This window comes from Thioclava sp. F34-6 (assembly GCF_002213235.1).
In the GTDB taxonomy this organism is placed as follows: Bacteria; Pseudomonadota; Alphaproteobacteria; order Rhodobacterales; family Rhodobacteraceae; genus Thioclava; species Thioclava nitratireducens.
The window spans coordinates 244,246-256,154 of sequence record NZ_NBOA01000005.1 but is presented as its reverse complement, the minus strand read 5'-3'; the positions used below and the strand labels follow the sequence as shown (position 1 = coordinate 256,154).

Genomic DNA, 11,909 nt, shown 5'->3' with positions numbered 1-11,909 from the left:
CTCACGAATTCTTGCGAAGTGCGGGGGGATGCCGCTTACTGGCGCAAATCCAAGAGGCCAAAGGCCCGGTACAGGCATGAACGAAATCTACACCGAATTCTTCGGACTGGCGGAGCGGCCTTTTTCGCTGCTGCCCGATCCCGACTTCCTGTTCTGGTCGCCAGAGCACAAGCACGCGGCGACGATGCTCGAATACGGGCTTTTCTCGCGCGCGCCGATCACGCTCATCACGGGAGAGGTGGGGGCGGGCAAGACGACGTTGCTACGTCACCTGATGGCGATCATCTCCGAGGATGTAACGATCGCTCTGGTCTCCAACGCGCGGGGCTCGCGCGATGACGTGATCCGCTGGATCATGCTCTCGCTCGGCCAGCGGGTGGAGGCGGGCGAGGATTACGTCCTGATCTACGATCGGTTCCAGCAGCTTCTGATCCAGGAATATGCTGCCGGGCGGCGCGTGGTGGTGGTGATCGACGAGGCGCAGAACCTCGATGCGGGCGTGCTCGAAGAGCTGCGCATGATCACCAATATCAACGCCGACAAAGACGAGCTGGTGCAGCTGATCCTGATGGGGCAGCCGGAACTGCGCGACCTGATCGCGCGGCCAGAGCTGCGCCAGTTCGCGCAGCGTGTGTCTTCCGGCTTCCATCTCGGGCCGATGCCCGCCGATTGCGCGCAGCCCTATGTCACCCATCGCCTGCGGGTTGCAGGTGCGACGCGGGAGATATTCACCCCCGAGGCCGCACAGAAACTGCACGCCCATTGCGGCGGCCTGCCGCGGCTGATGAACCAGCTGGCCGATCTGGGCATGGTCTATGCCTATTCGGCGCGTTCGGAGATCGTCACCGGCGAGATCATCGACCGGGTGATCGAGGACAATGTCTTCTATCTCCCGGTCGAGACGCAGCGCGCCAAGCCGCGCGTAATCGCACCCGCGCCGATCTCTGCTGCAAGCGCTGGGCATGCCGACCTTGCGCCCGGTCCCTCACAGCCGGAGCCCGCGCCCGCCTTTCTCCACAGGGGAGGGCGCTGATGCGGGAGCTCCGCTTCTACGCGGCCCTGTTCGCCCGGCGGATCCACTGGCTCTTGCTGGCGGTGCTGCTGGGGGCGCTTGTCGGGCTGGCGGCCGGACGGATGATCACACCGATCTACGAGGCCAGGGCGCTTCTGGTTGTCGAAGGCGATCGCATCCCCGACCGTCTCGCCGCCTCGACCGCGCACACCGATACCAACGCCAAGCTGCAGGTGATCCGCAAGCGCGTGCTCTCGCGTGAGAGCCTTCTCGACATGGCGCGTCGGATGGCGCTGTTTCCGGACCTGCGCACCGAGACCGGCGCGCGCGATGCCGACGCAGTGTTCGAGGCGCTGAAGAATTCGGTCGCGATCGAAATTTCCGAGCAGAGCAGATCGCGCTCCGCCCCCAAGGACGCGACTTTCATGACGGTGTCTTTCCGCGCCGGCGCTCCGGCCCGCGCCGCGCGGGTCGCGAACGAGCTGGTGACGCGCATTCTGAAGGAAGACGCCGATATTCGCACCAAGGCCGCGCGCGATACGCTCGATTTCTTCTCGCGCGAGGTGGATCGGCTGGAGGCGGAGCTGTCGAAATCCTCCGCTGCGATCTTGCAGTTCAAGCAGGAGAACGGCGACGCGCTGCCCGAGGAGCTGCCGCTGCTTCGCGACCGTCTCGCCGCGGTGCAGGCGGACGCGGAGACCCGGCTCGCGCATGTGAACGAGACCGAAACGGAGATCGACCGGCTGGTGCGCCTGCGCGAGGCGGCAGGGCGCAAGGTCGACCGCGACGCGATCTACCCGCCCGCAGCCCGCGAACTGTCCCGGCTGGAAGCGCAGCGCGACGCGCTCAAACCTCTTCTGCCCGCTGATGACGCGCGCCTCGCGGCGCTGGGGGCGCAAATTCAGGAGTTGTCGCAGCAGGCACAGCTACCGCTGCCGAAAGCGAAGTCGGCCTTCGAGAACCGTCTGCGCGAGTTGACCGATGCGCATTTCGTGGCGCAGGCTGCGGGCGAGGCCGCTGACTTGAAGATGACGCAGCTTCGCGAAGCCATGGCGAAAGTGCCCGCCAATGCATCGGCGCTCGAAGCGCTGCGCCGCGATCACGACAATCTCGCCGATCAGTACGACAGCGCCGTGCAAGCGCGCGCGGTGGCCGAGACGGGCGACACGATCGAGTCGCTGGCCAAGGGCGAGAAGCTGACCGTGATCGATCAGGCGGTGGCACCGGGCGAGCCGGTGAAACCCAACCGCAAGACGCTGGCGCTGGCCGGGGTCGGAGTGGGGCTACTGCTCGGCCTCGTCGCGATCGCGCTGAAGGAATTGCTCAGCACCGGTATCCGTCGCCCCGAAGACCTGCAGCGCCATTTGGGCATCGCGGCTTTCGCGACGCTGCCTTATCTGAGCGCGCCCGAAGACGCGCGCCGCCGTCGCCGCAAGGTGCTGGTCTCCGGCTCGATGGTCGGCGCAGCGTTCATCGCGGTCGTGGTGCTGTTCAGCGCGTTCTACATGCCGCTCGACCGGCTGTTTTGAGGCAAGGAGAGCGAGATGGCCGAAAGACTTCGAGATGCGATTGCCAAGGCCCGGGCCGCCCGCACCGGGCGTACGGCGTTCGAGCCTGCCGCGCGCGCGCCAGCGTATCAGGGCAGTGACAGTCTCACCGCGGACGCGTGGCAGGCGCTGACGCCGATTGCCCCGAACCTCGGGCGACTGCGCGGCAAGCGCATCGTCAGTCCCGACAGCAGCGCCGAGAGCGCCCCGATCGACCTGATGCGCACCAAGATCGTGCAGCAGATGCGGGCCAATGGCTGGCGGCGGCTGGCGATCACCTCGCCCTCGGCAGGCTGCGGGAAATCCACCGTCGCACTCAATCTCGCGCTGAGCCTCGCACGGCAAGAAGAGCGGCGCACCCTGCTCATCGAGGCCGATTTCCGCAAGCCCTCGCTTCTTAAACTGCTCGACGCGCCGCGCGGCCCGCAGGTTTCCGACGTCTTCGCAGGGGAAGCCGAGTTCGCCGATCACGCGCTGCGTCTGGGCGCCAACCTCGCGATCGGAGCAAACAGCAAACCGGTGGCGACCCCGGCCGAGCTGATCCAGTCGCGCCGCGCGACCGAGGCGCTGGAGCGGATCGAGGCTATCTACGCCCCCGACCTTATGATCTTCGACACCGCGCCCGTGCTTGTCAGCGACGATACGCTCTCGCTCGCCGCCCATGTCGATTGCGTGCTGATCATCGCCGCGACCGAAGAGACCACGATCCGGGAAATCGACATCTGCGAGCGCGAGCTGGCCGAGCGTACCAACGTGATGGGCGTCGTGGTCAACAAGTTCCGCTTCGCGGCCCCCGAATATGGCTATGCGTATGGTTACGGTTACGGTTACGGGGTCGTTTCGGACGCGAACTGAGCGGTGCCGCCGCTTTGCCTTCCGTCACGCCCGTGCCATATAGCCTCGGTAAGCGAGCGAGGTCCCGCAGGCCGAGGCTTCGGACCGCGCCAAACCCTGCTGACGAAAGGCCGATATGACCCGCATCATCTCTTCTCTCTCCGAGATTTCCGACTCGTATGACGCGCTGTTCTGCGATCTGTGGGGCTGCCTGCATAACGGGGTCGAGGCTTTCCCCGGGGCTGTCGCGGCGCTGCAGGCGTTTCGCGCGAAGGGCGGCAAGGTCGTCCTTCTGACCAACGCGCCGCGTCCGTCGAAGTTCGTGATGGAGTCACTCGACAAGCTGGGCTGTCCGCGCGACGCCTATGACCTCGTCGTCTCTTCCGGCGATGCCGCGCAGGATGCGATGTTCGCGGGCGCCGTTGGCAAGAAGGTCTGGCATCTGGGGCCGTCCAAGGATGACGGCTTCTTCACCGAGGTGCCGGAAGAATGGCAGGGGCAAGCCGAGATCACTCGCGTCGATTTCGACGATGCAGAGGGTATCGTCTGCACCGGTCCCTTCGACGAGGTGAACGAAGTTCCCGAGGATTACCGCCCGAAATTCCTGCTGGCGAAGATGCGCGAGTTGCCGATGCTCTGCGCGAACCCCGATATCGTCGTGGATCTGGGCGACAAGCGCATCTATTGCGCTGGCGCTTTGGCCGCGCTCTACGAGGAAATGGGCGGCGAGGCGATGTATTTCGGAAAGCCCCATCCGCCGATCTACGATCTCGCGCGGCGCAAGTTGAGCCGTCTGGGCGGCGCGGAGGATGCGCGCATCCTCGCCATCGGCGACGGGATCAATACCGACGTGGCCGGCGCCGCGGGGGAGGGGATGGACTGCCTCTTCATCACCGGCGGTCTGGCGCATGACCAGTTCGGCGCCGATCCGCAGAACCCCAATCCGGAGCTGCTGCGCACCTGGCTGGAGGCGCGTCAGCGCGATCCACTCTACAGCATGGGGCAACTGACCTGAGCGGAGCATCAAATTCTCTACGTAACTTTGTTGCGACTTTTGTCTCGGTAGGGTAAAAAAGTTGCGCAGGCGCCTTGCCTGTGCTCTGCCGCATGTGCTATGCCGCAGTGCAACATGAACTTCCGGCTGGGACCTATGGATATGCTCGACAACCTGCCCCGTGGCACGATCTGCATCGAAGATCTGGAAATCGGCATGGTGCGCTACCTCCGCAAGGAGGTCACCGACCGCGACATCGAGATGTTCGCGGAGGTTTCCACCGACCATAACCCGGTCCATCTGGACGATGCCTATGCGCAAGACACCATTTTCGAGGGTCGAATCGCGCATGGCATGCTGACCGCGGGTCTGATCTCGGCGGTGATCGGCGAGCAGCTTCCCGGTCACGGCACGGTCTATCTCGGCCAGTCGCTCAAATTCATGGCTCCCGTGCGCCCCGGCGATGTGGTCTACGCCGAGGTCAAGGTCACGGGGATCGACCATTCGCGTCGCCGTGTCACGCTTGAAACCCACTGCGCGGTGGGCGATACGGTGGTCGTGAAAGGCGAGGCGCTGGTTCTGGCGCCCTCGCGCAAGTTCGACTGACCCGGCGACCTCGCCGGAGGGCGGGGTGGATGAAACGCTTGACCACTTGGAAATCGCTGGAGACGTCTGCGCGCGGGGCCTCCGTCGCGATGGGCAATTTCGACGGCATCCATCTCGGCCATCAATCGGTGATCGATCAGGCGCGCGGGAAAGATGCGCCTCTGGGCGTCATCACCTTCGAACCCCATCCGCGCGAATTCTTTGCAGCGCGCGCCGGCAAGACCCTGCCGCCGTTCCGGCTGATGAACCCCGAGGCGCGCGCCAACCGGCTCGCCAAGCTCGGCGTCGATCGCCTCTATGAGCTGCCCTTCAACGACGAACTGGCCGATATGAGCGCCGACATGTTCGCCCGCGAGGTGCTGGCCGAAGGGCTGGGCGTGACCCATGTCGCGGTGGGCGGCGATTTCCGCTTCGGCAAGGGGCGCGAGGGCGACGTGGCGATGCTGACGGAGCTGGGCGCGAAATACGGCTTCGAGGTCACCGTCGCGCCGCTTCTGCATGTGGAGGGGGTCGAGGCGTCCTCGACCGCGATCCGCACCGCGCTGGCCGAGGGCCGTCCCGAGGATGCCGCCGCCATGCTGGGCCACCTGCACCGGATCGAGGGCGAAGTGCTCCACGGTGACAAGCGCGGACGCGATCTGGGTTATCCGACCGCGAACATGTCGATGGCCGGGCTGCATCTGCCCAAGCTTGGCGTCTATGCGGTGAAGTTCGACGTGCTGACCGGTCCCTACAAGGGTAGCTATCTGGGGGCGGCGAGCCTCGGAGTGCGTCCGATGTTCGGCGAGAACACCCCGAACCTCGAAACCTATGTCTTCGATTTCAAAGGCGACCTTTATGGCGAGCATGTCTCGGTCGCGCTGGTCGAATTCCTGCGCCCCGAAATGAAGTTCGACGGGCTCGAGGCGCTGGTCGCGCAGATGGATGCCGATTGCGTCCGCGCGAGGGAGATTCTGGCGGAGCGCTGAGGGCCGCGCCCGACCTCGGGTGGGCGCTTTATGTCGCCAGTGGCTGGGCGCTTTATCTCACAAGCCCGAATGACGCGTGAACCGCGACTCCCTCGCCAATGCGCCCTCCCGGGGGGAGGTCGGGCGCGGCCCGGGGCTGGTCGCCCCGCGCCAAAAGTCGTCGGTCTGCCCGTCCCGCCATATCCAAATCGCAGATCCGCTCACGATACGCCGATCTGCCCTTTCCATTTCCCCGCCGCTGCCCCATTTTCCGCGCTATGACCAAATTGCGCCCCGAGTTCTGGAAACTGCCGCTGAAGAAGCTCACCGCCCCCGAATGGGAGGCGCTTTGCGATGGCTGCGGCAAATGTTGCCTGAACAAGCTCGAATACGAGGATACGGGCGAGGTCGTCTTCACCCGCGTCGCCTGTCGGCTGCTCGATGGTGAGAGCTGCAGCTGCACGCAATATGACATTCGCCACCAGTTCGTCCCCGAATGCGTGACGCTGAGCCCCAAGACGATCCACAAGATCGCCTATTGGATGCCCGCGACCTGCGCCTACCGGCTGCGCTTCGAAGACAAACCTCTACACGACTGGCACTACCTGATCTCGGGGTCGCGCGAGACGGTCCATGAGGCCGGGGAGAGCGTGCGCGGCTGGACCGTGCCCGAGTTCGAAGTGCCCGAAGACGAGTGGGACGAATACACGATCGAGGATCTCTCATGAATTTTGCCTCCGACAACACGTCCGGCGCCCATCCCGCCATTCTCGAGGGCCTCACGGCTGCGAATGAGGGTCATCTGCATTCCTATGGCGACGATCCGATCACCGAGGGCGTTCAGGCGAAGATCCGCGAGATCTTCGAGGCACCCGAAGCGCGTGTCTATCTGGTCGCGACCGGGACGGCGGCCAATGCGCTCTCCTGTGCGGTGCTGACCGATCCCTGGGGCGCGATCTTCTGCCACCGCAACGCCCATATCGAGGAAGACGAGTGCGGCGCGCCGGAATTCTACACCAACGGCTCGAAACTGGTTCTGGTCGACGGGCCGGATGCGAAGATGGACGCCGACGCGCTGGCGCGCACCATCGCGCACACGGGCCGCGGCGGTATCCATAACGTGCAGCGCGGCATGGTCTCGATCACCAACTCGACCGAGGCAGGCGCGGTCTATTCGCCCGAGGACGTGAAGGCGCTGACCGATGTCGCACGCCGCTACCATCTGCCGGTGCATATGGACGGCGCGCGTTTTGCCAATGCGCTGGTCGCTGCGGGTTGCACTCCTGCGGAGATGACGTGGAAGGCGGGCGTCGACGTGCTCAGCTTCGGCGGCACCAAGAACGGCTGCATGGCGGTTGAGGCGGTGGTGATCTTCGATCCCAAACGCGCCTGGGAGTTCGAGCTGCGCCGCAAGCGCGGTGGCCATCTTTTCTCGAAACACCGCTTCCTCGCGGCCCAGATGCAGGCCTATCTGGCCGATGATCTGTGGTTGAAGACCGCGCGGCATGCAAATGAAATGGCACGCAAACTCTCGGAAGGCATCGGCCAGATCGAGGGCGCGAAGCTGATCCACCCGACGCAGGCCAATGCGGTCTTCGCCGCCTTGCCGCGCGGGGCGCATAAGCGCGCGATTGCGGCCGGGGCCTATTACTACCTCTGGCCGTTCGATCAGTCGCTGGAAGGCCCTGAAGACGAGCTTCTGGCCGCGCGTCTGGTCTGTTCCTGGGCCACAACGCCCGAGGAAATCGACACCTTCCTCAGCCACCTGGCGTAATCGGCGCCGAAGATCAGCGCCGCCCGGGCAGCTCGCGAAAGGCGATCTTCTCGGGCGGGCCATCCCATTCCGGATGCTCTTTCTGCGCGGCTCTCAGGGCCGCGCGGAACCGGCGGATCGCACCAAGGCCCGGAATGCGCGGGATATGTGCGAGCTCCCAGTGAATGCCGTTGATCGGATCGTCGAAGAACACCGCGTAATAGCCCGGCGCATAGACGGGATATTCCTGCGGGGCGTCGGTCACCGACAGCTCGCGCGGGATCAGGAAATCTCGGTGAAACGCATCCACTTCGGCGCGCGACTTCGCCCAGAGCGCGATGTGATGTATGCCCACCGCCCGCGCGTCATGATCCAGCTTCTTGCCGGAATGCGCGGGCTGGATGCCGATATAGGAATGCGGCATCGGGAAGCGCGCCATGTAATAGGTCGACCGATATCCGATATCGAGCGTCCAGAAGCTCTTATATCCAAGCCATCCGAACATCGCATCGTAGAAGGCGATCGACTTTTCATAGTCGAGCACCGAAAATTCGACGTGATTGACCCCGCGCCAACGCATGAGAGGCCTCCTTTCGGTTGCATTCACACTAGACGAGGCAGGCGACCATGCAATGACGCTTCACGCAGACGGGATAGGGTAGGGCGGCTGCCAGACCTTTGCGGGGGCAAGCTGCCGGACCGTCGCGGGGGTAACCTCGAACAGCACGAGATGGCTCAGATCGGGGCGCGAGCGCGACGCATAGAGCATCGCTTGCGCGCCGCTGTTCCGCGCTCGATCCGAGAAGTGCCAAGTGCACGAGGGCGCGCCGCTCGCCCTCTCATCCTGCCAGACCGCCGATGCCGCCGCCTGATCGGGCGTGCCTCGCAGGTCGTCCACCGCCTGCGCTGTGATCTCCAACGGAACGATCACCCGCGGCGGATCGCTCGCCCGCACGTAACGCCGCAGGGCTACGCCAGCCCCTTCGGCACTCAGCGAGGCATAAAGGGCTACCTGCCCGGAATGATGAAACCGGCCCTCCGGATGGCGGGCCGGTTCGCAAGCATCTTCGGCACGATCGGCAGAGAGGATCCGCCAGACCGTGCCGTGGAAAGAGATCACTCGGCTTCGCCCTGCTCGGCGAGGAATTTCTCGGCGTCGAGCGCGGCCATGCAGCCCATGCCGGCGGAGGTGACCGCCTGACGATAAGTGTGATCGGTCAGGTCGCCTGCCGCGAAAATGCCCGGCTGCGAGGTCCGGGTCGAGCCCGGCTCCACCCAGACATAGCCGCCCGATTGCATCTTCAGGCTGTCCTTGACCAGTTCCGACGAAGGCGCGTGGCCGATCGCCACGAAGAACCCGTCGCAGGGGATCACCTTCTCCGAGCCGTCCGCGGTGGATTTCACGCGCACGCCGGTCACGCCCAGCGGATTTTCGTCGCCGAGGATTTCCTCGACCGTGTGATTCCACTCGATCTCGACCTTGGGGTTCTTGAACAGGCGCTCCTGCAGGATCTTCTCCGAACGCAGCGTGTCGCGGCGGTGGATCAGCGTCACCTTGGACGCGAAGTTGGTCAGGAACAGCGCCTCTTCGACCGCGGTGTTGCCGCCGCCGATCACCACGACCTCCTTGCCGCGATAGAAGAACCCGTCACAGGTCGCGCAGGCCGAGACGCCGAAGCCCTTGAACTTCTCTTCCGAGGGGAGCCCAAGCCATTTCGCCTGCGCGCCGGTGGCGAGGATCACCGCCGAAGCCTCGTATGTCGTACCCGAATCGCCTTTTGCAACGAAGGGGCGCTTCGACGTGTCGAGCTCGGTGATCATATCCATGATGATCTCGGTGCCCATCGCGCGGGCATGCTCTTCCATCTTCACCATCAGCTCGGGGCCCTGGATCTCGCTCTCGCCGGGCCAGTTCTCGACCTCGGTGGTGATGGTCAGCTGGCCGCCCGGCTGCATGCCCTGCACCAGAACCGGCTCGAGCATCGCACGCGACGCATAGACCGCCGCCGTGTAGCCGGCAGGGCCGGAACCGATGATCAGAACCTTGGTTTTCTTCGTCTCGGACATGCCCGCCTCCTTGGAAATCTGCCCGACGGATATAGTCGGAGCGAAGCGCGCCGAAAAGCCCCTGCATGCCGCGACAAATAGCACTTGCGGAGCGTGTCGCGAAATATTATTGCGCCTCCTCTCTTCCGGCGGTAAGTTCTGCCGCAACGCACGAAGGATTATTTCAACATGGCCACCTCTCGGCTCGACGATATCGACCGCAAAATCCTTGCTGAACTGCAGGCGGACGGGCGGATGACGAATGTCGAATTGGCGAAACGCGTGGGGATTTCGGCTCCGCCGTGCCTGCGCCGCGTGCGCACGCTCGAAGAGGCGGGTTACATTCGTGGCTACCATGCCGATGTAAACCCGCGCGAACTGGGATTCGAGGTGCAGGTCTTCGCGATGGTGCGCCTGCACAGCCAGGCCGAGGCGGACCTGTCGAATTTCGAGGCGCGCTGCCGGGAATGGCCGCTCGTGCGCGAGTGCCACATGCTCAACGGCGAGATCGATTTCGTGCTGAAATGCGTGGCGCCCGACCTGTCGAGCTTCCAGAGCTTCCTGACCGGGCAACTTACCGCCGCCGAGAACGTCGCCAGCGTGAAAACCTCGCTGGTAATCCGCTGTGCCAAGGACGAGCCGGGCGTGCCCTTCGACGTGCTCGAAGAGCGTATCGCCAAACTGGCCTGAGCCTTGCCCTGATCCCATCCGTTGCCGGAGGGGCGCTGCCCCTCCCTTCGCTGTCGCGAATTCCCGCCCCGGGATATTTCGCCAAGCCGAAGGGGCGCGTGGCCGCTTCGCTCTTGAGAAATATCCCGAGCGGGCCGTAGGCCGGGGGGGCAGAGCCCACTTCTTTTTTTTGATATATGTCGCCGTCCGGCGACGGGGCGGCGCCCCTCAGCGCGTCTCTTTCGGGCGCAGCACCAGCCAGATCAGCGCGGCGCCGGCCAGCGTCAGAAACGGGATCATCGCGAGGTTGACTGCCTGCCAGCCCGCCTGGGCATTGCCGCTCTGGGTGCAGTTCATCAGCCCACCCGAGGCGAGCGAGGCGAGGAAGACGCCGCCGAACACCACGAAATCGTTCATCCCCTGCACATGCCCGCGCTCTTCCGGGCTATGGGCTGAGGCGAGCATCGCGGTCGCCCCGATGAAGCCGAAGTTCCAGCCGAGCCCGAGGAGGATGAGCGTGGCGTAGAACTGTGCGAGATCGACGCCGCTCAGCGCCATCGCACCCGCTGCGGCGAGAATGGCCAGTCCTGTGCCCACGATCGCCTCTTTGCCGAAACGGGCGATCAGGTGGCCGGTGAAAAAGCTCGGCACATACATGGCGAGCACATGCGCCGAGACGATATTGGCCGCGTCCGCTTGCTCGAACCCGCAGCCGACGACCGCGAGCGGCGTCGAGGTCATCACGAGGTTCATCAACGCGTAGGAGACCATGGCGCAGATCATCGCGACGAGGATGACCGGATCTTTCAGCAACTCGCGGCGGCTGCGGCCCTCGTGACGTTCGTGCTTCTTGCGCCGTCCCGGGGCGGGGATGTCGAGGAAGGAAAACAGGATCGGCCCGAGCGCATTGATCGCGATGATCGCGAGATATGTCGCCATGAAGGGGACGACCATCGCCTCGCTCGTGACTTTCACCAACTGCGGCCCGATGATCGCAGCCACCAACCCGCCCGCCATCACGTAGGATATCGCCTTGGGCTGAAACTCCGCGCTGGCGGTATCGGTCGCCGCGAAGCGGTAGAAGCCCTGCGCCGACATGTATGTACCGGTGAAGAACGACCCCAGCATGAAGAGCGCGAAGGAGCCGTGGAACAGCGCATAGGCCGCGGTCGCCGCCCCCAGCGCGCCCATCGCATTGGCGAGGATGAAACCCGCGCGGCGACCCTTCGCTGCCATGAATTCCGACATCGGCTGTGCCGAGAGGACCGAGCCAAGAATGATCAGCGACAGGGGCAGCGTCGCGAAGCAGGGGTTGGGCGAGAGCATCTGGCCCGCGAGCCCGCCCACGGTGAAGATCATCGGCATCTGCGCGCCAAGCAGCGCCTGTGCCAGGACCAGCACGATCGTGTTGCGCATTTCGCGCGTGGCGGGAGGGGCGGGAATGTCACTCATGACAGCTTGCTAGCGTGGCGATTGGGGGCTGGCAAGCGGGCGCGGCATG

13 protein-coding genes are annotated in these 11,909 nt (G+C 64.7%); 9 read left to right on the top strand and 4 right to left on the bottom strand.

Annotated elements, in window-relative coordinates; genetic code table 11:
* The first annotated feature begins 76 nt into the window (after positions 1–76).
* From B6V72_RS12440 to B6V72_RS12405, 8 genes are all read left to right on the top strand, one after another.
* On the top strand, positions 77–1,033 hold the full coding sequence (locus B6V72_RS12440) for an AAA family ATPase (protein WP_168173048.1): 957 nt from the start codon (positions 77–79) through the stop codon (positions 1,031–1,033).
* Positions 1,033–2,541: a hypothetical protein gene (locus B6V72_RS12435; protein ID WP_088735707.1), complete on the top strand. Its 1,509-nt coding sequence runs from the start codon at positions 1,033–1,035 to the stop codon at positions 2,539–2,541. The genes B6V72_RS12440 and B6V72_RS12435 overlap by 1 nt, the downstream gene beginning before the upstream one ends.
* A 15-nt stretch (positions 2,542–2,556) precedes the next feature.
* Positions 2,557–3,414, top strand: a complete 858-nt coding sequence (locus B6V72_RS12430; RefSeq protein ID WP_088735706.1) for a CpsD/CapB family tyrosine-protein kinase — start codon at positions 2,557–2,559, stop codon at positions 3,412–3,414.
* A 115-nt stretch (positions 3,415–3,529) separates the two neighbouring features.
* The gene (locus B6V72_RS12425; protein ID WP_088718872.1) at positions 3,530–4,408 is read left to right on the top strand and encodes a TIGR01459 family HAD-type hydrolase; all 879 of its coding nucleotides are present in this window, start codon (positions 3,530–3,532) and stop codon (positions 4,406–4,408) included.
* A gap of 141 nt (positions 4,409–4,549) precedes the next feature.
* Positions 4,550–4,993, top strand: a complete 444-nt coding sequence (locus tag B6V72_RS12420) for a MaoC family dehydratase (RefSeq protein ID WP_088735770.1) — start codon at positions 4,550–4,552, stop codon at positions 4,991–4,993.
* A 29-nt stretch (positions 4,994–5,022) separates the two neighbouring features.
* Complete coding sequence (locus tag B6V72_RS12415; RefSeq protein WP_088735705.1) at positions 5,023–5,961, top strand: bifunctional riboflavin kinase/FAD synthetase; 939 nt, start codon at positions 5,023–5,025, stop codon at positions 5,959–5,961.
* Positions 5,962–6,218: 257 nt separating this feature from the next.
* Positions 6,219–6,668 carry a YcgN family cysteine cluster protein gene (locus B6V72_RS12410; protein WP_075774736.1) on the top strand — a complete coding sequence of 150 codons (450 nt, stop codon included), beginning with the start codon at positions 6,219–6,221 and terminating at the stop codon, positions 6,666–6,668.
* Positions 6,665–7,714 (top strand): low specificity L-threonine aldolase, encoded by a 1,050-nt coding sequence (locus tag B6V72_RS12405; RefSeq protein WP_088735704.1) that lies wholly within the window; start codon positions 6,665–6,667, stop codon positions 7,712–7,714. The genes B6V72_RS12410 and B6V72_RS12405 overlap by 4 nt, the downstream gene beginning before the upstream one ends.
* A gap of 13 nt (positions 7,715–7,727) precedes the next feature.
* On the opposite strand, the gene B6V72_RS12400 is transcribed toward B6V72_RS12405, so the two are convergent.
* Genes B6V72_RS12400 through trxB form a run of 3 tightly spaced genes read right to left on the bottom strand, consistent with a single transcriptional unit; the run spans position 7,728 to position 9,760 of the window.
* Positions 7,728–8,273, bottom strand: coding sequence for a VOC family protein (locus tag B6V72_RS12400; protein WP_088735703.1), 546 nt, complete (start codon positions 8,271–8,273; stop codon positions 7,728–7,730).
* A gap of 60 nt (positions 8,274–8,333) precedes the next feature.
* Positions 8,334–8,813, bottom strand: a complete 480-nt coding sequence (locus B6V72_RS12395) for an RES family NAD+ phosphorylase (protein ID WP_088735702.1) — start codon at positions 8,811–8,813, stop codon at positions 8,334–8,336.
* Positions 8,810–9,760 (bottom strand): thioredoxin-disulfide reductase, encoded by a 951-nt coding sequence (gene trxB / locus B6V72_RS12390; RefSeq protein WP_088718868.1) that lies wholly within the window; start codon positions 9,758–9,760, stop codon positions 8,810–8,812. The genes B6V72_RS12395 and trxB overlap by 4 nt, the downstream gene beginning before the upstream one ends.
* A 168-nt stretch (positions 9,761–9,928) precedes the next feature.
* Between trxB and B6V72_RS12385 the strand changes: the two genes are divergently transcribed.
* A complete protein-coding gene (locus B6V72_RS12385) occupies positions 9,929–10,429 on the top strand; it encodes an Lrp/AsnC family transcriptional regulator (RefSeq protein WP_075774529.1) in 501 nt (166 codons plus the stop codon).
* A 207-nt stretch (positions 10,430–10,636) separates the two neighbouring features.
* On the opposite strand, the gene B6V72_RS12380 is transcribed toward B6V72_RS12385, so the two are convergent.
* Positions 10,637–11,860, bottom strand: a complete 1,224-nt coding sequence (locus B6V72_RS12380; protein WP_075774530.1) for an MFS transporter — start codon at positions 11,858–11,860, stop codon at positions 10,637–10,639.
* Between the last annotated feature and the right edge of the window lie 49 nt (positions 11,861–11,909).